Origin of the sequence: Lewinella sp., assembly GCF_050633125.1 — a bacterium.
Classification (GTDB): domain Bacteria; phylum Bacteroidota; class Bacteroidia; order Chitinophagales; family Saprospiraceae; genus Lewinella.
In genome coordinates, this window is sequence record NZ_JBOEFX010000018.1 from 135,522 (window position 1) to 156,175 (window position 20,654).

General features: G+C 48.5%; 15 protein-coding genes. 3 read left to right on the plus strand and 12 right to left on the minus strand.

Annotated features, from left to right (window positions below; all coding sequences use genetic code 11):
• Positions 1-66: 66 nt before the first annotated feature.
• Together ACRBG0_RS04530 and ACRBG0_RS04535 are read right to left on the minus strand one after the other, a co-directional pair.
• On the minus strand, positions 67-1,269 hold the full coding sequence (locus ACRBG0_RS04530) for an MFS transporter (protein WP_431485719.1): 1,203 nt from the start codon (positions 1,267-1,269) through the stop codon (positions 67-69).
• Between the two features lie 36 nt (positions 1,270-1,305).
• Positions 1,306-4,971, minus strand: coding sequence for a family 16 glycoside hydrolase (locus ACRBG0_RS04535; RefSeq protein ID WP_431485720.1), 3,666 nt, complete (start codon positions 4,969-4,971; stop codon positions 1,306-1,308).
• A gap of 391 nt (positions 4,972-5,362) precedes the next feature.
• Between ACRBG0_RS04535 and ACRBG0_RS04540 the strand changes: the two genes are divergently transcribed.
• On the plus strand, positions 5,363-6,067 hold the full coding sequence (locus ACRBG0_RS04540; RefSeq protein WP_431485721.1) for a porin family protein: 705 nt from the start codon (positions 5,363-5,365) through the stop codon (positions 6,065-6,067).
• Between the two features lie 2 nt (positions 6,068-6,069).
• On the opposite strand, the gene ACRBG0_RS04545 is transcribed toward ACRBG0_RS04540, so the two are convergent.
• A complete protein-coding gene (locus tag ACRBG0_RS04545) occupies positions 6,070-6,744 on the minus strand; it encodes a hypothetical protein (protein ID WP_431485722.1) in 675 nt (224 codons plus the stop codon).
• Between the two features lie 284 nt (positions 6,745-7,028).
• Complete coding sequence (scpA, locus tag ACRBG0_RS04550; protein WP_431485723.1) at positions 7,029-9,161, minus strand: methylmalonyl-CoA mutase; 2,133 nt, start codon at positions 9,159-9,161, stop codon at positions 7,029-7,031.
• 621 nt (positions 9,162-9,782) lie between these two features.
• Here scpA and ACRBG0_RS04555 point away from each other — a divergent pair.
• On the plus strand, positions 9,783-11,369 hold the full coding sequence (locus ACRBG0_RS04555) for a peptide chain release factor 3 (protein ID WP_431485724.1): 1,587 nt from the start codon (positions 9,783-9,785) through the stop codon (positions 11,367-11,369).
• A gap of 71 nt (positions 11,370-11,440) precedes the next feature.
• Here ACRBG0_RS04555 and ACRBG0_RS04560 read toward each other — a convergent pair whose 3' ends face one another.
• Entirely contained in the window at positions 11,441-11,875 is a 435-nt protein-coding gene (locus ACRBG0_RS04560; RefSeq protein ID WP_431485725.1) for a GNAT family N-acetyltransferase, read from the minus strand.
• Between the two features lie 123 nt (positions 11,876-11,998).
• Here ACRBG0_RS04560 and ACRBG0_RS04565 point away from each other — a divergent pair, with 123 nt between their 5' ends.
• Entirely contained in the window at positions 11,999-12,784 is a 786-nt protein-coding gene (locus ACRBG0_RS04565; RefSeq protein ID WP_431485726.1) for a hypothetical protein, read from the plus strand.
• Positions 12,785-12,980: 196 nt separating this feature from the next.
• Here ACRBG0_RS04565 and ACRBG0_RS04570 read toward each other — a convergent pair whose 3' ends face one another.
• The 7 genes from ACRBG0_RS04570 to ACRBG0_RS04600 all read right to left on the minus strand — a co-directional run bounded on the left by ACRBG0_RS04570 (position 12,981) and on the right by ACRBG0_RS04600 (position 20,302).
• Positions 12,981-14,102, minus strand: coding sequence for an ABC transporter permease (locus tag ACRBG0_RS04570; protein ID WP_431485727.1), 1,122 nt, complete (start codon positions 14,100-14,102; stop codon positions 12,981-12,983).
• 5 nt (positions 14,103-14,107) lie between these two features.
• Positions 14,108-15,220 carry an ABC transporter permease gene (locus ACRBG0_RS04575; RefSeq protein WP_431485728.1) on the minus strand — a complete coding sequence of 371 codons (1,113 nt, stop codon included), beginning with the start codon at positions 15,218-15,220 and terminating at the stop codon, positions 14,108-14,110.
• Positions 15,221-15,353: 133 nt separating this feature from the next.
• Positions 15,354-16,076, minus strand: coding sequence for an ABC transporter ATP-binding protein (locus tag ACRBG0_RS04580; protein ID WP_431485729.1), 723 nt, complete (start codon positions 16,074-16,076; stop codon positions 15,354-15,356).
• Between the two features lie 131 nt (positions 16,077-16,207).
• Complete coding sequence (locus ACRBG0_RS04585) at positions 16,208-17,110, minus strand: ABC transporter ATP-binding protein (RefSeq protein ID WP_431485730.1); 903 nt, start codon at positions 17,108-17,110, stop codon at positions 16,208-16,210.
• Positions 17,111-17,113: 3 nt separating this feature from the next.
• A complete protein-coding gene (locus tag ACRBG0_RS04590; protein ID WP_431485731.1) occupies positions 17,114-18,037 on the minus strand; it encodes an HlyD family secretion protein in 924 nt (307 codons plus the stop codon).
• Positions 18,038-18,231: 194 nt separating this feature from the next.
• Positions 18,232-19,518: a TolC family protein gene (locus ACRBG0_RS04595; protein WP_431485732.1), complete on the minus strand. Its 1,287-nt coding sequence runs from the start codon at positions 19,516-19,518 to the stop codon at positions 18,232-18,234.
• Positions 19,519-19,693: 175 nt separating this feature from the next.
• Complete coding sequence (locus ACRBG0_RS04600) at positions 19,694-20,302, minus strand: TetR/AcrR family transcriptional regulator (RefSeq protein WP_431485733.1); 609 nt, start codon at positions 20,300-20,302, stop codon at positions 19,694-19,696.
• Positions 20,303-20,654: the final 352 nt, after the last annotated feature.

The following is a 20,654-nucleotide window of genomic DNA, read 5'->3' on the forward strand; positions in this document are numbered from 1 at the left end:
TCTTTCAAAAGCGGGGCAAAGATAGGCATACTCCTACACATTGCAGGGCTTTGGTTCCTCAAAATTTTAGGCGATAGCGGTTCGTTGCCGCTGCATATAGAAGTATAAGCCGCCAAAAAGCACAATCAAGACCGCCGGAAATAAGACCAGCGAGCCCAGTGTCATCTGCCCTGCAGCCAATTCGGCAGCGTCTCCCACCAGGCCGTCAGCAAGTGCTTTAGCGCGATTGGTATCTAACCAGCCACCAATAATCGGGTTCCAAATTGACATGGCAAACATACCTGCACCACCTACTAAAGATAAACCTAGTGCCCCCGTTTTAGGAATATACTCACTGGTAAACCCGAGCATTGTCGGCCAAAAGTAACAAATGCCAATCGCAAACAGTACAGCTGCTACGTAAATCATAGGCCCTGTCACTACACTCATCATATAAATCCCCAAGGCAGCAATGACCGCTGACGCCCATAGCACCCCCGTAGGATTGAGACGGTGTACCAAGCCACCAGCAAAATAACGACCGATAGCCATGAGCCCCGTCACCAAGGCTAGAATCAACATCGGCTGTGCACCAGCGTTGCCAAGGATACGCTCTACCCACTGCGTGGTCCCAAATTCGGTGGAAGCCGTAAGCGTCATACAAATGGCGATAAAGATAAAGAGTGGATTAGCCAACCCTTTGATGTTCTCCTTGGTAGAAGATTCGATGTGTTCCGACTGAGGAAAGGTTTGCCCAAAAATCAGGTAAGCATAAACCAACGTAGGCAACAGCATAATACCGATTTGTGCCTGCCAGCCCATTCCGCTCATCAACTGTGCGACCAAGCTACCTATCACAATCCCTCCGGGGAACCAGACGTGAAACTTATTCAGCATCGTCGTCTTATTATCGTGGTACATATCTGCAATCATAGGGTTACACGCTGCTTCCACACAACCGTTGGCAAAACCAATAAAGAAGGTTGAAATTAATAAGCCCCAAAAACCTCCTGCCATAATGGTAAGCACTAACCCTAATAAGTGGCTAAAAAAAGCAGCGTACATCATTCGCTTTGGGCCTACTTCATTGTAAAGTAATCCGCCAATAATCATTGCTACAGGAAAGCCCAAAAAGGCCATCGAGTTTACCCAACCCAGCTGTTGATCACTAAGGGTAAATTGTTGCGACAATTCGGTAAGAATACCTGCTCGTATTGCGAAGGTCATTGCGGTTACGACCAGCGCGACGCAACAGGCGAGGAATAAGCGATTTTTACTAATTTGCTCCATGATTGTTCGTTTTGTTTTATGCTTTGATAAAAGAGCTTACAGCTCCCGGATTTTTATATTTCTAAACCATACGCGATCGCCATGATCCTGTAGTGAAATATGGCCTTTACGTGCCTGACCAAAGCCTTCCATTTCCTTGAATTTGCTGCTGGCGATCATTTGTTGCCAGCCATTGGTAAACAACTCCGTACTGACTACTTTTCGACCATTGAGCCAATGTTCCAGTTGACCATCTTTGATGCGAATGCGTGCTCGGTTCCATTCTCCGGCCGGGCGGACTGTTTCAGGGACAGCAGAAATCATATCGTATAGATCTCCTGCCCGGTGCTTGATAATCATCGCATCAGGATGACAGGTATTGTCGAGCACCTGCATTTCCGGGCCCGTTTGCCAGGGGTAATCGTAGTCTTTTGAATCCACTACATTAAACATAATGCCGCTGTTGCCGCAGGGGGCAATCTTCCACTCGATTTGGAACTCAAAGTTCTCGAATTCTCCTGCACTTACGATATCACCACCATCTGCGGCTTGCCAGCCACCATCTTCCCGTGCGATCACATCCAGCATTAGGGTACCATCCTGTACTTTCCAGCTGGTGCCAATACTTTCTTTGCCAAAATTGCGCCATCCACTGGTCGTTTGGCCATCAAAAAGGAGCTTCCAGCCTGCTTCGCGCTCATTAGCAGTAAGCTGATTAGGTGCAGGAGGCAAGGTTGCTGGATTAGTAAAGCCTGGTTCATCGCTCGGAATATTATTCAGGGTATACCAAGCTTCAGTAGTCCATAAGCTCTTGCCATCGGTGCTGGTCCAGTAATTAGGGAGTTGCAGGTGAATGACATGCTCTGTTTCCATACCATTCAATTCCAAGAAGATGCGTTTTCTGTCATTGCTGATATGAATCGACTGCACCGGCAGACGGCGATCATCGAGCTTGGGGCCACCATACTCATTGGTAGGCAAATAGTACCATTGGCGTACTTTATAATCGTTAAGATCAGCACCAAAAGCAGGGTCTAGTGGTTCAGTCAATTCAATTTCAACACCATTACTTTTGGCACGTACTGCCAACATTTCAAAAACTGGTTTTTCGTTGTACTTCAGGCGCTGTAGGCCGTACCATAATCCTCCGCTATGCTGCCAGTTACCAGTAGAACCAATCCCTCCAACATAAAGCGCACCATCGGGGCCCCAAACCATACGGTTCACCCCTGCCTCTAGCCCTTGCACAAAGCGGAAGACACAGCCTTGGTATTCACCAGCCACTTTCTCTACAAAAACTCGCTTGACGCCACCGTGAGTGACCTCGCCATGAATCATCTGCCCTTTGTAAGGCCCATCATTGAGGTAAAGGGGCGTACTCGGAGAGTTGCCAATTTCGTCTTGTGGTAACCATACAACGGGAGGTTTCATCCGAAGTTGGGCCACTCTGCTACTATCTACTGCACGTGAGCCAAAGAAAGCTCCCTCGGAAACGTGTAAAATCTTGGAGGACGGTAGCCAGTCCCCCTGGTTGTCTGCAATAAATATTTCGTCATCAACGCCAATACCTACACCGTTGGGAGTACGTAAACCTTCAGCTACAATCTCCAATTTTCCCGTAGTCTCGTGAATACGTACTGCCTTGCCACGCGTTTTTGGCTGGTTAGGAGCACTCGCTCCACCCGGAAGGATGCCAATCGCCAGCGCGCCATAGAAATAAGGAGCTTTGTACGCCAATCCGAAAGCGAATTCGTGGAAATTGGCCGACACCAACCAATCGTTAGACACCGTACGGTATTCGTCTGTTAGTTCATCGCCATCGTGATCAACGAGCTCCGTAAGCTCCTGTTTTTGTAAGACAAAAATGGAGCCATCTACCACCTTTAAACCTAATGGTTCGGCAAGGCCGGTAGCTATTCTCTTGTAAGACATTTGACTGGGATCGCCAGTGCTGACGCCCTCCACGATGTAAACACTACCTTCAGCATCCCAAGTGCTGATGACCAAACGGCCATCAGGTAGAAAATCCATCCCTCCTACTTTTGGAGAAAAGCCGTCGGGGCGGGCCTGGGTGAGGGTGTAGGCCGGATGTACCTCCGTGAGAGAGGCTCCATCGCCAGGAATAATGGTACTTGTATTCAGCGCAGAACTTACCACTGCGGGCTGTGCCTCGCGCGTGTGCATCAAAACGGAAGAAGGCACCGGCTCGAAACGATTGGTCTCGAAGGAGCGCCAAGTCAGCCGGAAAGTGCGACCACCTTTGCCTTGCATATACAGTATCCGTACCGGATGGTAGCCTTCTGCCAGAACGACTTCTCCGTCGACGGCCTGATCGCCGTGAGGGCCATCGTTATTGATCATCAACTGATCGTCGATATACATCTGAGAGCCATCATCACTAATCAGCCGAAAAGTGTAATTATTGGTTTTCGGAATCCGAAGGTATCCCGTCACTTCCAGGGCAAAGTCTTCTTCGAGTTCACCAAAATCTGCGGCATAGAACTCTACTTTAGGTAAAATGCCTGCAAAAAGAGGCTCCTTCTTGTAGTTGACATCCAACACCGACCGTACACCACTATTTATTTTAAATGCTTTTACAATGCCTCCTGGTAAAAAATCTTCTCCAGCTACTTCGGCAGCTGGCTGCGCAGCGGCTAGATCAACTCCTTCGTCTGTTTCAATTGCAGCCAAGGCGTTTTCCTCCTCTTCATCCAATGACATAATGTATGCCACCATAGCCTGTGCTTGATGAGGCGGCAGGTCGGGGTGCGGGGTCATCGCGGCTTCGCCCCAATTTCCAGCGCCCCCTTGCATGACTTTGCTGACGAGCATACTTACGTTTTCTTCGGTATTGCGATAACGGCGAGCTACATCTGTATAAGAAGGGCCAATGGTTTGAAGGTAAGTATTGTGACAAGAGCGGCAGTCGCTTCGCGAAATAAGACGGTAGCCCAGTGGGCGGCGTTCTTCTTCCTCAGCGCCTACTACTTTATTTTCATTTTCGATGGTTGGCCTGCGAGTAAAAAGGGCCTTTATCGTAGTCGCTGAATTGGCACTGAGCTTTAGTACACCGTCAAGGGCTACGCTGCTTAGGCGACTATTACCTTTGAGCAATTCTTCCTGAGATACCCATTCGCCATCAGTCTGGAGATTGTCGGCCGTAGGTAAACTTTCATAATGCAGCATAAACAAAACCTGTGCGTCAGCGGGCACCCCTTCTGTGACGAAAGTCCGCTGAAAGCCGGTTTGTCCATAATCATTGGTATAATACTCGGGTTGCTCTTTGATATCAATGGCAGTGCCATCGGCGAGGCGTAGCTGGTATTTTATCCAAACCTGCCCCTCTTCAAAGTGATGACCACCATACTGAATTACCGGGCGCTCTTCTTTATCGCCTCGCAATACTCTCCAAGGTTGCTCATAAGGATTTTGGAGCCAAATATCACCTAGAGAACTAGGCTGAGGACCGTGTACGGTGGTATAAACTGCTCCGTCAAAATTGACACCACCGCTCCAAGCTTTGGACAGTGCTCCTGTTTGGGCTGAATAAGCCAGCCACAAATTATCGTGGAGTGCTACAGTCAGCATCCGAGGTTGAGCATCTAGCACCGACCGAAAAACCCAGGGTGCATGTGGGCGTTCAGCAATATTATTTTTCTCTGATTGGCAAGCAACGAATAGCAGGCTCAGAACAGCCAGCAACGACAGACGATTAAGGATCATACAGCTATAGATATTCGAGCTAAAACAAGATGATCCAATTTGTTTCAAGGTTTAGTAAGAAAAAGAATACAGCTTTCTTTTAGTCAGTTGCTTATCTTTTTTTCACTAAACCCAAATTGGATCACCTTGTTTCTATATGCTCAATAATTGGATTTCCAAAAACTTTGGCTTCCTTGGGGAGGGTTGCACAAAAAAAGCAAATAATTTGGAGAAAGCTATCTTTTAGAAAGGTTATTCTGTCTACAAAACGAATAAACCCGTAGATGCGCTTCCGTTTATCGCCTAGGACGTAAAAAAGGAAAAGCCGAAGATCGTCATTACACAAGACAAGGTTTGAACTATATATAAACATAAGTACCTTTCGCAGATAGTTTAAACCTAACACACTAAAATGATACGTTCTACCCTCTCTTTGACGCTCTTTCTACTCGCCATCAACGGCTTGTTTGCCCAACAAGAAGATCGCTTTTCTTATGGGTTATACCTGACCCCAAAAACAGCTTTCGTCTTTTTTGAAGACAATGACCTGGGCGAATACAGCCAAAACATTGGCCTGAACGCCCAATTTATCGTCCACTACCAATGGAGTCACAAATTTGCGATAAGCACCGGTATAAAATACACCATCGACCGGTTCTCTACCATTGACTATTCGCCCACACTCGGCTGTGATTTCAACGGCAATGGCTTTGATGTTTACAACTCCTGGTTTACCAATGAGTTTACAATCCAATACATCGGGGTTCCACTAGAAGGCCGGTACTACTTCAAACGGCAAGGCAATCGACTTTATGTAAAATTGGGTTACGAGTACTTTTTCAAAACAGGGGAATCGCGCAATACTTTTCTGGTCGAATGTGGCAACAACGAAATCTCCGTATCCAGTGAAATCGGTGATGAAGCAAAAAATTACGGCACAAAAATCAATATGGGCCTCGGTTGGGAGATAGCTAGTAGTAGCAAGTCGGTCCTCACCCTAGAACCGGAGGCCGCTTACTCTACCTTACCTGTCTACGAACAAGCAGGCATAATTAGTGACCTTACCAATAATGTGAGGTTGCTTGATTTGGGGCTGCGGTTGGGGGTTACGTTTTGATACTACCACCTCACCCCTGTTTCCAACCCGCCACTAAGCATTTTAAACGAAGTATTATCCATCAAGAAGTAGCGAAATACAGGCTGTACATAAAACTGCCCTTCTTTGCTGATCGGCCATTCCCAACCGACGCTCGCTTGTAATACGGAAATCAGCTTATCGGCAGACCTGGAAACATCCCAGTTTGTTCTTTCTCCATAGTTCGTTTTACTACGAAAATAGGATTTCAAATAAAAGTAGGCGGCTAAACCTCCTTCTACATAAAAATGGCCGGAAGATTTGGGCTGATAGCGAAAGACCAAGGGTATTTCAAGGTAGAAATCTGTCGTTTGAAAATACCATCCCGCTGATGTCGTAGGGTCCAAAAAAGCACTAATATCACCATCAATTTGATTGGGACGATCAATTCCACCAACTAATTGCTGAATCCCTGAATCGTACCCTAATCCAGTCAAACGCGTGCCCGTTCTCAATTGAAGAAAAGTGGTCAATTCTCGCGAGTAATCCCCTCCTACCCTCATATGAATATTGGGTGACTCCGTATAAAAGCCAGGGCTTGAATTATCGGAACGAGACAAATAATCTACCCCAATAACGGCACTAAAATGGTGAGATGTTTGCGCTCCCAGCATTGGTAACACGATGATTAATCCTAAAAGAGAGAGAAAAATGCGCATAGCTTTGGATTTAACTAAATTTCAGGTAAGCTCTAACAATAGTATATCTCGCGCACCCCGCGCACCGCACTCCGCACAAAGCACTAAAAATCTAAAATCGGAGCATTTTCCGTACCCTAACACGTACATAGCACGAAGCACTCCCACCACGCACTCCGCACTAAAACTCGCCCCCCAATCGTACCAGTGCGATCATACGTTCAGCATCAAAACCGGAAGTATTCATCGCACCCCGCACAAAACCGCACTCCGCACCTCGCACAAAGCATCTCCGCACCCAAATCCTACCCCAGCACCCGCAAAATATCCGAAGCAGCCTTCGCAATCTTGGTGCCAGGCCCAAAAATCCCAGCTACACCTTGCTCATAAAGGAAGTCGTAATCCTGGTGAGGAATAACGCCACCAACGACCACGTAAATGTCATCGCGGCCCAGCTTGGCCAGCTCGGCGATGGTTTCCGGTACGAGTGTTTTGTGCCCCGCGGCCAGCGAGGAGATTCCCAGAATGTGGACATCGTTTTCGGTAGCCTGCCGCGCAGCCTCCGCTGGTGTTTGGAATAGTGGACCAATGTCTACATCGAATCCCAGATCAGCAAAGCTGGTAGCAATAACCTTAGCGCCTCGGTCGTGGCCATCTTGCCCCAATTTGGCGATCATGATCCGAGGGCGGCGACCTTCTTGCTTTGCAAATTCATCGGCCAGCTCGCGGGCGGCACGGAAGTCTACGTCTTGGTTGGTCACTTCTCCGGCATATACGCCACTGATGGTCCGGTGAGTCGCCTGATAGCGACCGTATTGCCGTTCCAGCGCAGCGCTGATTTCGCCCAGGGTAGCACGCACGCGCGCGGCGGCTACCGCCAGGTCCAATAGGTTTCCTGTTTCATTTTTGGCGGCCTCGTACAAGGCTTCCAAGGCAGCATCTACAGCAGCCTGATCACGGTTGGCTTTCAATGTATTCAGTCGCTGCACCTGCGATTCCCGCACAGCAGTATTGTCTACTTCCAGAATATCAATCTGCGAAGCTTCCGTCGTTTGAAAAACATTGACACCCACAATCTTCTCGCGGCCACTATCTATACGGGCTTGTTTACGAGCAGCAGCTTCTTCAATGCGTAGCTTGGGCAGGCCTTTCTCTATGGCCTTGGCCATTCCGCCCAGCGCTTCCACTTCCTGCATCAGTTCCCAGGCGCGATTGACCAGTTCTCCGGTCAGGTATTCTACATAATGACTACCGCCCCAAGGGTCGACCGCACGGGTAATGTCGGTTTCTTTCTGTAGATAAAGTTGAGTATCCCGCGCTATCTTGGCCGAGAAATCGGTGGGCAAAGCAATGGCTTCATCTAGGGCATTGGTGTGCAATGATTGCGTACCGCCCAAGGTGGCGGCCAGCGCTTCAATTGCCGTACGCGCCACATTGTTGTAAGGGTCTTGTTCCGTAAGGCTGTACCCCGATGTCTGGCAATGCGTACGCAGCGCCATGCTCTTCACATTCTGTGGATCAAACTCCTTCACAATCTTGGCCCACAACAGGCGACCCGCCCGCAGCTTAGCAATCTCCATAAAGTGGTTCATCCCAATCCCCCAAAAGAAGGATAGCCGTGGAGCAAAATCATCAATCTTCAAGCCCGCAGCCAGACCAGTACGAATGTATTCCAGGCCATCTGCCAAGGTGTAAGCCAGCTCCAAATCGGCCGGTGCCCCTGCTTCATGCATATGATAACCACTGATACTGATACTATTGAATCGAGGCATATTAGCCGCTGTATAGGCAAAAATATCGCCAATAATACGCATACTCGGCAGCGGCGGGTAGATGTACGTATTGCGCACCATAAACTCCTTGAGGATGTCATTCTGGATGGTGCCACTCAGCTGTTCCGGCTTCACGCCTTGCTCTTCGGCCGCTACAATATAAAAGGCCATGATGGGAATAACCGCCCCATTCATCGTCATCGACACCGACATTTTATCCAGCGGAATCTGGTCAAAAAGCATCTTCATGTCCTCCACCGTATCTATCGCCACACCCGCTTTGCCCACATCACCACGCACCCGTTCATGATCGCTATCATAGCCCCGGTGGGTCGCCAAATCAAAAGCAACACTCAGCCCTTTTTGGCCCTGCGCCAGGTTGCGACGATAAAAAGCATTACTCTCCTCCGCCGTCGAAAACCCTGCATATTGCCGGATCGTCCAAGGCCGTACCGCGTACATACTACTGTAAGGGCCACGCAAATAAGGCGGCAAACCAGCCACAAAACCCAAATGATCATACGCCGCAGTATCCTCTGCCGAGAAGCTGTTCTTCAGCGTAATCTGTTCAGGCGTAGTGATGGGCGTAGCTCCTCCGTCAGTAGCATTCCGCAGGTTGGGCAAATCGTAGACTAAAGCTTGGTTGGTAAAATCTGGTCGGGCCATGGAAAGTTTTTTTCTTCAAAGGGTAAAATACGCCTTCTGCGGGATTTGTCGTAGTTGGACGCGCAAAAAACCAGCTACAGGGCAAATTCATGAATTTGACCTGTAGTTGGTTTTCGGTGGCCAGGTTCGTCAACATATAGACCAGTTAACCAATCTATTGGTTTTTTAGTTGGGGCCGTAGCCGCGCTGCGCTGGCTACCGGTCTTTCCGTTCTTAGTGCGTGCTGCGCAGCGCACTACCACTTCACTACCTCGTCCTTAGTCCCTCCGGGCCTCGCGCTTCAGCCTCCGGCTTGCGCACTTAACCGACTAGCAGCAAAATGTACCCCGCTGGCGGGAACGATCCACAGGATCGAGGAAGGGCAGCCCTAGCTGCAAAGGCTTTACGCTCCTACACCTCATACAAAAAGCCCGCCATTCAGGGAGGGTTTGGGTGGGTCCTAAAGCTCTGCAAGAAAAACAAAAACATATCAACACACCTATTTCCAGTTACTTAAATGACCTTACATGCCTTATATGGTTCAAATCAACGTCCAAGAGAAAGCCTTCATTGAATACGGATTTCTCCTAAATTTCCCCCAAACCTTCCGTACCTTTGCGCCCTCAATTCAAGGATTACACGATGAGTAAGTTTCTCGAAGAACTGGCCAAGCGCCGCACTTTTGGTATTGTTGCCCACCCGGATGCCGGAAAAACCACCCTCACGGAGAAGCTACTCCTCTTTGGGGGCGCTATCCAATCGGCAGGTGCCGTGAAGAGCAATAAGATCAAAAAAAGTACGACGTCCGACTTTATGGAGATCGAACGCCAGCGGGGTATCTCCGTTGCGACCTCGGTCATGGCCTTCGAATACCGCGACTTGCAAATCAACATCCTGGATACACCTGGTCACAAAGACTTTGCAGAAGACACTTACCGCACCCTCACTGCCGTCGATTCCGTGATTGTAGTCATCGACGTTGCCAAAGGGGTTGAGGAACAAACAGAAAAACTGGTGGAGGTTTGCCGTATGCGCAAAACACCCGTCATCGTGTTTGTCAATAAGATGGACCGCCCCGGCAAGGAAGCCTTCGACCTTATTGATGAAATCGAACAGAAACTACACCTCAATGCTCGCCCACTAAGCTGGCCCATCGGCATGGGAGATCGCTTCAAGGGGGTTTACAATCTTTTCGAGCAACAACTCGTCCTTTTCCGCCCCGACAACAAGCAGGGCCGCCCGGAAGAAACCATCAAATTTGATAACCTGGATGATCCGGAACTGGTAGAAATGGTAGGCGAAGCCGCCGCCGAAGAACTCCGCTCCGAGGTAAACATGATCAACGAAGTGTACCCACCCTTCGAACAAGAAGAATACCTCAGCGGTGACCTTAGCCCCGTTTTCTTCGGTTCAGCAGTCAATAATTTCGGGGTCAAAGAACTGCTTGATTGTTTCGTCGATATTGCTCCTACTCCACGCTCCAGGGTTACCGAAGAGCGGATTGTCATGCCCACTGAAAAAGAGTTTTCCGGTTTTGTTTTCAAGATCCACGCCAACATGGACCCCCGCCACCGCGACCGGATCGCCTTTATGCGCATCTGCTCGGGCACTTTTGAACGCAACACCAACTACCTCCACGTTCGCCAGGGCAAAAAGATGAAGTTCAGTAACCCGACCAGCTTCATGGCCTCCAAAAAGACGGTGGTAGACGAAGCTTACCCCGGTGATGTGGTGGGCCTCTACGATTCAGGCAACTTCAAAATTGGTGACACCCTCACCGAAGGCGAAGAATTGCGATTCAAAGGGATTCCACGCTTCAGCCCCGAGCAATTCCGGGTAGTTCTCAATGCTGATCCGCTTAAGACCAAGCAACTCAACAAAGGCCTGGACCAGTTGATGGACGAGGGCGTCGCGCAGTTGTTCATCCGTGATTTTGACCAAGCTAAAATTATTGGCACCGTCGGAGCCCTCCAGTTCGATGTTATCCAGTACCGTCTCGAACACGAATACGGCGCGATGTGCCGCTATGAACCGCTCAACTTACACAAAGCTTGTTGGGTAACCAGCGACAACGAGGAAGCGATGAAAGAATTTCTCCAACGCCGCAAGCGCGACCTAGGCACAGATAAAGATGGCGAAGTAGTCTACCTCGCCGAAAGTGCTTGGAGCCTCAAAATGGCGCAAGACAATCATCCTGAAATCACGTTCCACTTTTTGAGTGAGAATTAATTTTCATTTAAGGCCAAAGAGCTTATTGCTACAGGTATTGGTTCACCTCCGATTTTACAGCAGCAGTTTGGTCATAGTCGTTTTTCATACCTGATCATCTCATCCTCGCGGTGGGTTTGCGTCCAATCATTTTTTATAAAAAACCGCTGAGCAGGTTCATTAAATGTTTCTACGAAAGTGACCCAATATTGATGCTGCTCTAAGGGAATTCTAGTCGTTATTTCTTTAAGAAACAACGACCCTATTCCTCTTCCAGCGTATCCAGGATTGACAGCTAAATTGGTAATCACATAAAAAGGGTTTTGCTCATTGGCAAAACTTATACCAGCGACTCCCATTAACTGGCCTTCTCTCTCCATCACATATTCTACCCCAGTTTCGTCAGCAAGTACATAAGTTAGCCACGCTTCATCTACATGGCCCAGTGCCCGGTGAATAGCGGGGTCTTTAAACCACGCTTGGTAGACGAGAAAATCTTCCTTTTTAAAGGTTCGAATGGTATACATTTTTCCTTGTTAGATGTCAACTAAGGTGGTCTAAATTTTCGCTCCACTACTAATCGTGGAACTAAATCTCTGCTTATTAAGGTTATTGGCTCGGAATATATTTTTCATCAAAAACATTTAATTATGCCTCCTCGAGTCGGCATTATTGGTTTACACCAAGCAGAATTTCAAGAAGTAAAAGCTCATTTATTTGGTCCTATCATTTGGCACGAGATGCTGCCAAAGATAAAGGTAGAAGGTAAAACGCTCTGGATGGAACGTACTAACAGGAGTGGCTTTCTACCTGTTGACCACGTGATTTATCACGGAATTTACCAGGATGACCTTGACTTCCTCTCTGCACTTGCGCTTTGGGGTGGCCCTTGCTATCCCAACCCTTTCGCGATGATGAATGCCCGACTCAAGTTCCCTTGTTTGGTAAGGGCGCTGCGCCATACTCATTTCCCTATCCTAATGCGTGGATACGCAAGTGAGGGCGTTTCCCTCAATACGCCCGGCGAATGGGTAGCCAAGTGGGGCAACTGGCACTGTGGTGAAAATAAAGAAAGGTTTACACCGTCTTACACGACACAACAGCCTTCCATTATTGAGCCTTTTATTGATGGTGAAGCTATTAGGGTGATTGCTATCGGTGAGCGCTCCTGGCAGATACATATGGACGGAGAAGACTGGCTAAAATCCATTCATTCTCCCAAGGCTGAATTTATGCCTATCAATAAAGATTTACTGGACGACACCCTTCGAATTCGACAAGGGATGGAGTTGGACCTTATCGCCAATGACTATCTGGTTGATTCACAAGGGCAACCTTATTTGTTGGAGGTTAATCATATCCCCAATGTTACGCAGTTTCCTGAATTATGGGAAGCTTTCCGGGATCACGTGGTGGATTGGCTAGGTAAGCAGTGAGTCCCTTCGTCTGCCAAAGACAAGCTATTGAGGCAGCGTGCCGGAACCGAACAGGTGGAGGCCGTGCCCGGAGGGCGCAAGGACCAGGGGTAGTAGCGGTATGCAATGCGCAGCACTGCATGAGAGTGGATAGCCTGGTGCCGTAGTAGCGTTTGCAACGCAACGCTACTACCGGCAGGGCCCATTATAAAATTGATCACTCTACCTTACGATAACTCAAGACCGCCAGCGTGTTAAATACCACCGCCAATACCGCCGTCACTCGAAAATGGTAAATGACGTCCCAGAAGGTACTTCCTTTGAGTAATACCGACCGCATGACACTCACGAAATGGGCGATAGGGTTGGGGATGGTCAGGTACTGCGCCCATTGGGGCATGCTCTCGATAGGGGTGAACAAGCCACTCATGAGGATGAAGATGATCACGAAAAAGAAGGTGGTGAACAAGGCTTGTTGTTGGGTGTCGGAGAGGTTGGAAATGAAGAGTCCTAGCCCTAAAACTGCCGTAAGATTGAGTGCACAGAAGGCAAAAATGACAAACAGGCTACCTTGCATAGGAATGCTGAAGAGGAGCTTGGCTGCGGTGAGGCCCACCGTCAAAAGCACCATGCCAATGCCCAGGAAAGGGATGAGCTTGCCCAGGATGAATTGCCATTTTTTGATGGGCGTCACATTGATTTGTTCGATGGTGCCAATCTCGCGTTCTCGCACCACGTTCATGGCGGTGAGGAGCATCACTAGAATGGTCACCAGTTCGCCTAAGATACCAGGGGCCATGAAGTATTTGAAATTCAATTCGGGGTTGTACCAGTTGGCCGTGGGGACATTGATAATTGCCGGTGGTTGGCCATTTCGGTTGACTATTTTGAGGTTGGCTTGTAGTTCCTGATTGAAAGATTGAGTGATGATGTTTAAATAGGCGGCTCCCACACTGGCTTGCTGCCCATTGATGGCATTAACCAGGAGCTGGATGTTGCCTCTTCTTTCGCGATAGAAATGTTGCTCAAATTGGGGTGGAATGGTGAGGACAATGTCTACCTCGCCGGTTTGTAGCATGTCGTCGCCCTGCGCTACCGAAGCGGGGAAATCGACGAGCAGGAAACGGTCTGCGGCTTCGATTTTTTGAACTAGTAGACGCGCACTGGCCGAGTGATCTTCGTTGACAATCGCCAAACGGATGTTCTTCACTTCGTTGCTGGCGGCATACGACAGGATAATCAACTGCACAATGGGCACCACCGTCATCATGGGGAGCATGGCCTTGTTGCGGAAGATTTGGATAAATTCTTTCTGGATGATATAGCGTAATCTTTGCATAAGGCTTATTTATATACGACCTGGAAATTGCGCCAAGCAGCAGTGAGGAGTACAATGAGCATAATAAATAAAATGAGGGCGGGAAAAGCAACGGCGTCCCAACCAGCTGCTTTGAGCATAATGGCCTGCTCGATCTGGATGAAATACTTTGCGGGGATGATCTTCGAAATATATTGTAGCAAATTGGGCATACTGGCAATAGGGAAGAGGAATCCGCTGAGCAACATCGTAGGCATGAGTAGCGCAAACATAGAGGTCATCATGGCCGTTTGTTGGGTAGGTGCTTTGGTGGAAATAAGTACCCCTAGTGCCAGCGCCACCAGCAGGTAAAGCAGAACCAAAGCCAGTAAAAGTACCAAGCTGCCGCGGACGGGCACATCAAATAAATAATAGCCAAGGAAGAGGACAATGATGGCATCGATAAAGGAAAGTACGGCGTAGGGGGTTACTTTGCCCAGGATAATCACAAGTGGTGGTAGCGGAGAAACGAGTAACAGATCCATAGTCCCTGTTTCCTTTTCTTTGGCAATAGTCAAGGAGGTCATCATGGCGCAAATAAGCATGAGAATGAGTGCAACGGTGCCAGGAACAAAGTTGTAGGCGCCCTCTAGTTGAGGGTTGTAAAACATGCGGATTTCGGTATTGACCTGGTAAGGTCGCACACCACTTGTGCTGTTCTGGTTTTGCTGAAAAGTGGCAATCATCTGCCGCGCGTAGCTGGTAAGCGTAGTGGCGTAGTTGGGTTCGGTGGCATCGGCAATGAGCTGAACATCGGCTTTGCGTTGGCGGAAAAAATCGTCCTCAAAACCCGCAGGGATGACAATGCCCATTTTTACTTGGTTGGACTGGAAGGCTTGCTCCAACTCTGCTGTAGTACGAACAGAGGTGACCAGCTTCAAGTGGCCAGATGCCGTGAGGTGATCGACTAGCTGGTAGCTAAGGTTATCATTGGCTTCGTTGAATATCGCTACCGAGGCATCCTTGAATTCGTTGGTGACGGTATACCCAAAGATCAACACCAAGGCCACTGGCATACCAAACAGGATGGCCAGGGTTCTGGGGTCCCGCAGGATATGGAACAGCTCTTTGCGTACAAACGCCAGGAATATTTTGATCATCGTTACTTATGTATTGCGCAAAAAAAAAAATTGAGCCTTCTTTGAGGTTTTTCAAATAGCTGACACGCTTAAAATGAACCGCTTAGCCAGCTATTTGAAAAACGAAGGCCCCATTTGTTTTTGTGCTGTTTTATTAGGCGCGAACCAATTTCAAAAAGACCTCATCCATTGTGTCGGTCTGAAACTGCTGCTTCAATTCGGCGGGGCTTCCGAGGGCTTCAATCCTGCCATCGACCATGATACTGATACGGTTGCAGTATTCGGCTTCGTCCATGTAGTGGGTGGTGACAAAAATGGTCACGCCCCGGTCTGCCGCCTCGTAAATCATCTCCCAAAACTGCCGACGGGTAGCAGGGTCAACGCCCCCGGTGGGTTCGTCGAGGAAGATAATCTTGGGCTCATGTACCCCTGCGATGGCAAAAGCCAGGCGTTGTTTCCACCCCAAGGGTAGGCTGCCCACCAGTCGATTGGCGTATTCTTCGAGCCCCAGTTTTTGTGTTATCTCGGTCGTCTTTGTCTTTATGCTCTTACGGCTGAGTCCGTAGATACCTCCGTAAAAGCGGATATTTTCGGCAATGGTCAAATCTTCGTACAAGCTGAATTTTTGACTCATATAGCCAATGTTTTCCTTGATTTCATCCGTCTCCCGATAAACATCAAAGCCTGCAATGGAAGCATCGCCTTCAGTGGGGCGGCTCAGTCCGATCAGCATTTTAATGGCCGTGGTCTTGCCCGCGCCGTTGGCACCCAGGAAACCAAATATTTCGCCTTGTGCCACGTTGAAAGAGATCGCATCTACGGCGGTGAAATCTCCAAATCGCTTGGTCAAATTTTGTGCTTCTATTGCGTAGGACATTGGTTTTGTTTTGTGCTTATCCGGCTTTCGCCGGGTTCGCGGTTGTACTCGTCCCCGACGAAAGGTCAGGATTCGTAGTTGTGCTCGTTCCTCACGTTTGTGCGCACCCCGCACTCCGCACCCCGCACCCTTTACCCCGCCAGTTCCAAAAACACATCTTCGATAGTAGCGTTGATGCGTTTTACTTCGATCTGTTCGTGGTGCTTTTCTTTCAGTAGGTTATAGATAGCTTCTTCTGGGAAATAGCCACTGGTGGTCAAGTGCAGGTATTCGCCGAAAGGTTCTACTCTTTTGGTGAAGGGCGCTGCCCTCAGGTCTTTTATCAGCTGGTAGAAAGATGCTGCTTTGACAGCGTAAAGAGGCTGTTCGTAGCTTTCCCGGATATTGTCGGGGGTATCTACCTGGAGAATCTGGCCATTCTGGATGAGGGCGATCTCCTCGCAGCGAGAGGCTTCATCCATGTAAGGTGTACTTACGATGATGGTGATGCCGTGTTCTTTCAGTCGTTGGAGCATATCCCAAAATTCGGCTCTACTCACGGCGTCGACCCCCGTGGTGGGTTCGTCCAGAAAGAGGACTTCCGGTTCGTGGATCAGGGCGCAGCAAAGTGCCAGTTTTTGCTTCATTCCGCCAGAGAGCTTCCCCGCTCTGCGTTTGCGAAAGGGCTCGATTTGTACGTAAATATCTTTGATGAGGTGATAGTTCTCCTCAATGGTCGTTCCGAAGATGGTCGCAAAGAAATTCAGGTTTTCTTCAACGGTAAGGTCTTGGTAAAGCGAGAATTTGCCTGGCATATAGCCAATGATCCGACGAATCTGCTTGTAGTCTGCCACCGTATCCAGTCCTGCGACAGTAGCTTTGCCGTCGTCTGGAATAAGCAAGCTGGTGAGGATTTTAAACAAGGTAGATTTGCCCGCACCATCTGGCCCGATAAGCCCAAAGAGGGTGCCCGCCGCAATGTCGAGATTGATATCCTTGAGGGCTGCTTGGTCCCCGAAGCTTTTACTAATATGCTCGATTTTTACTGCGTTCATGGGCTATTGGTTGGTGGCTTGGCTGCTGCTGGACGCAAAATTTACTTCAGCAGGCATACCGATTTTAAGCTTGCCCTCCGGATTAGGCACGAGTACCTCAAAGGCATAAACGAGGTTGACGCGATCCTCTTTAGTTTGGATGGTTTTGGGGGTAAACTCTGCTTGAGCAGCAATCCAGCTGATGGTGCCACTGAGTTGGCGGTAAGCCTCTTGGCCCTCGTCTACGAGCACTTCTACCTTTTGGCCCAGGCTTACATTTTGTAGTTGGTTGCTGCTGGTGTAAGCGCGCAGACGCATGGTGTCCAATTGCCCTAATCGGAACAAAGGACTACCGATCCCTACCATTTCACCGGCTTGTGCCATTTTGGTGAGTACGGTTCCTGTGGCCGGGCTGTAGAGGTAGGCTCGACGGATTTGTTCATCCAGCAATGCCATCTGTGCCAGCATGGGTTGTTTTTCTGCAAGGATAGCTCCGTTGGCCGTGTTGGTATTGCTGCGTACGGCTTGGATACGTTGTTTGAGTACGGTGAGCTCTCCGTTTAGGTCATCAAACTGTTTGGGGGTCGCGGCTTTTTTCTCCACCAAGCGTGCTACCCGATCCCGCTCGCGTTCCAGGTTGTCTTGTTGCCGGTCGAGAACTTCAATCTCGGCCAGACTGTTTCGTAATTTAGCCGGTAAGGTGCCTATCTGGGCACGCACCTGCTCGCGTTGCAAATGAAGGAGGGTAGTATCCACAAGGCCGAGGAATTGCCCCGCCTTGATTTTTTGCCCTTCCTCAATGGGGAATGCCGTAAGTTGGCCATTAGCTTCTGCGCTAATCAATATGGTGGTCGCTTCAAAATTTCCGTAAGCATCGGACCGGGCGGCTTCCTGCTTGCAAGCAGTGAAGGAGAGGGTGATCAAGAAGAGAAGATATGTATTTTTCATTTTTAGCTAATTATTAAAACGTTATCCTGACGTTTGTTAAGTTAGTTTGATTGTTGTTCAGTTTAGAACCACTTTTTCAAAGTGGGAGATCGGAAGTGGGAAGTCGGAAGTATTTGTATTAGCGAGTGGCGTGCTCTCCTTCTTATTCTACGTGTATCTCATTATTTCCGACTTCCGACTTCCGACTTCCGATTTCAAAACCCTCCCCGACTGCTCCAAAAATTCAACTGCGTTTGCAATAGCTGAACTTCGTGAACCGCCTTGTTTTGGCGTGCTCGCAGTTCGGCATTAAGCTGATTGACGTAATCGGCGGAGGTAATGACGCCTTCATCCAGCTGAACGGCCATTTGTTCCAGGATTTCTGCTTGGAGAGTGGCTATTTTTTCGTCGCGGATAATCTGCGCATTGATGCGGTCTATCTCTGCCCGGTAGCGTGCCTCTCCTTGACTTAGATTGAATTCAAAAGTTTCACGAGCATTTTGGAGTTGGGTGGCTTGTAACTGAAGCGTTTCTTTTTGCAAACGGGTTTTATCCCAGTCGACTAGCTTCCAGCTAAATCCTGCGCCGATGATGCCATAAGGAGCGACATTTCCGTCGAGGAGGTTAAGTGGATTTGGGTAACCAACACCTGCTTGAGCAAAGACTTGTAGTTTGGGCTTGCGCTCACTGTCGACCAGCTGAGCCTGTGCCAAGACAGCTTCCTGTTTTAATTGGAAAAGTTGCTGCTCGGGGCGTTGGATAACGGGAAGAATGTCCGTTGACCCCATTGGCGGATAAGTCAAAGTAACGGTAGGGCTGAGCTGAAGGTCTAATAATTGTTCCAGGCTTTGAATAGCGCCTGTCGTCTGATAGTTTAGGTTGTCTTGCTGCGCCAGGATTTCTTGCTCTTTTACCAACAATTGCGTCAATTCTGTTTGTAGCAATACGCCGTATTCTACACCGGCCTGAACTTGCTCTTGTCGGGCGGTGAGGTCTTTCAACGACAAATCAAACAAGACCTCCTGTTCACGGAGCGCACTGATGATCAGGAATAACTGGTTGACGCGTTCGCGGAGCTGGAAACGGTCGACTTCCTGCTGTTGAAGTTCTGTCTTTACTTGGGTGGCAACTAGATTTTGACGAGCTTCCTTGAGACCACCATCTAGTAATAGGTACGAAGCCTCCAGGTAGGTTTGAACACTGACCAACGGGCGGCTGATGTTCAGTGGAAACATGGGGTTGTCGCTCTCCAGGTTGATCGTCTCCGATTGCAATCGACCATCTGCTTTTAGCGAAATGACGGGCTTACTGTCAGCGTCGATCTGTGCACTTTGGTTTTGTGCCATTTGCTCAAGCAAGGCTCCGTTGCGTAGCAAGGGATAGCGCTCTTCCAGTATATCGTAAGCTTCGGTAAGAGAAAGCGTCATCACGGTTGCTTCCTGGGCATTAACCAATCCAGTTGTCAGTAGAAGTAAGAAGCAATAATATTTTTGTAAGATCATCGTCTTAGTATTGCGCAGAAAATAAACTGCGATTTTTTCTAAGTTTCTCAAATAGTTAAAACGCTTAAAATGAAGCGCTTATTCAACTATTATGAAAAACATAATCGCTTTTTATTTTCGTGCTGTTCCTTAATTTTGTGTTTTAACTTTTTGGTTAACATGAAGTCAAAAAAAATCAATCGTTCTTTAATGCGGCTTTTAAGAAGTTCATAATGATGTCTTTACGTTCTTCCATGAGGCTAGAGAAATCATTGTCAGAAAATTCAAAAACAGTACAAAATATGGGTTTGGCGATAAAAGGAAAAACGGTCATTCCCATAATATTGAGCATCAACTGAGCGGGCGGTAGTTTACGGATGTTACCGGCCTCCATTTCTTGATGCATACTTAAAACAAAACCCTGTACTGCTGGAAAATGATGACTTCTTTTCTTTAGCTCTTCGACAAACCGGGCTTGTTTCTGTGATAATTCCGACATGATGAAAAACGGTATGTCGGGTTGCTCCTGAAATAGGTTGACGTACGAAGTGACGATGACTTCCAAGCGCTCCCAAAACGTTCCTTCTGTAGCCAGAGCTTTAGCAAATCGCGGTAGTATGGTGTCTAAAATCCTTACCGTAATCTCGTGGTACAACTTCTCTTTAGATCGGAAATAGTAGTGTAATAAAGCTTTATTGATACCTGCTTCATCAGCGATATCTTGTGTACGTGTAGCGGCATACCCCTTTTGTACAAAGTGTTTACGGGCTACTTCCAGGATCAATGTTTCTTTGTCTTGTGCCATATTAACCATAAAGTTAAACACTTTGGTTAATACATGCAAGCGGTAGACTTGTTTTTATTGAAAAGCTGCTTGACTTCTGCCTAAACCTGATCTATACCCGGCACTAAGTAACGGGTATATAAGGGGCCATGCCGGTAGCGGCGTTGCTGTGCAAACGCCACTACGGCACCGGGTTGTTCGCTATTACCTGCGGTACCGCTGCCACCCCTTGTCCTTGGTCCGTCCCGGCCCCGCGCTCCAGGCGCTGCCTTGCGCCCTAAGTATAAATACAGGTCCTGCCAGCGGGCATCACATCTACAGACGTATCGGTGCGACGCCTCGGCGTTGGCCAATTTCCCACTTCCTCCCGATT

Excerpts from the sequence above, each read along its gene's own strand:
- ACRBG0_RS04530 (WP_431485719.1), bottom strand. The coding sequence starts at position 1,269 with ATGGAGCAAATTAGTAAAAATCGCTTATTCCTCGCCTGTTGCGTCGCG.
- ACRBG0_RS04535 (WP_431485720.1), bottom strand. The coding sequence starts at position 4,971 with ATGATCCTTAATCGTCTGTCGTTGCTGGCTGTTCTGAGCCTGCTATTC.
- ACRBG0_RS04540 (WP_431485721.1), top strand. The coding sequence starts at position 5,363 with ATGATACGTTCTACCCTCTCTTTGACGCTCTTTCTACTCGCCATCAAC.
- ACRBG0_RS04545 (WP_431485722.1), bottom strand. The coding sequence starts at position 6,744 with ATGCGCATTTTTCTCTCTCTTTTAGGATTAATCATCGTGTTACCAATG.
- scpA (WP_431485723.1), bottom strand. The coding sequence starts at position 9,161 with ATGGCCCGACCAGATTTTACCAACCAAGCTTTAGTCTACGATTTGCCC.
- ACRBG0_RS04555 (WP_431485724.1), top strand. The coding sequence starts at position 9,783 with ATGAGTAAGTTTCTCGAAGAACTGGCCAAGCGCCGCACTTTTGGTATT.
- ACRBG0_RS04560 (WP_431485725.1), bottom strand. The coding sequence starts at position 11,875 with ATGTATACCATTCGAACCTTTAAAAAGGAAGATTTTCTCGTCTACCAA.
- ACRBG0_RS04565 (WP_431485726.1), top strand. The coding sequence starts at position 11,999 with ATGCCTCCTCGAGTCGGCATTATTGGTTTACACCAAGCAGAATTTCAA.
- ACRBG0_RS04570 (WP_431485727.1), bottom strand. The coding sequence starts at position 14,102 with ATGCAAAGATTACGCTATATCATCCAGAAAGAATTTATCCAAATCTTC.
- ACRBG0_RS04575 (WP_431485728.1), bottom strand. The coding sequence starts at position 15,220 with ATGATCAAAATATTCCTGGCGTTTGTACGCAAAGAGCTGTTCCATATC.
- ACRBG0_RS04580 (WP_431485729.1), bottom strand. The coding sequence starts at position 16,076 with ATGTCCTACGCAATAGAAGCACAAAATTTGACCAAGCGATTTGGAGAT.
- ACRBG0_RS04585 (WP_431485730.1), bottom strand. The coding sequence starts at position 17,110 with ATGAACGCAGTAAAAATCGAGCATATTAGTAAAAGCTTCGGGGACCAA.
- ACRBG0_RS04590 (WP_431485731.1), bottom strand. The coding sequence starts at position 18,037 with ATGAAAAATACATATCTTCTCTTCTTGATCACCCTCTCCTTCACTGCT.
- ACRBG0_RS04595 (WP_431485732.1), bottom strand. The coding sequence starts at position 19,518 with ATGATCTTACAAAAATATTATTGCTTCTTACTTCTACTGACAACTGGA.
- ACRBG0_RS04600 (WP_431485733.1), bottom strand. The coding sequence starts at position 20,302 with ATGGCACAAGACAAAGAAACATTGATCCTGGAAGTAGCCCGTAAACAC.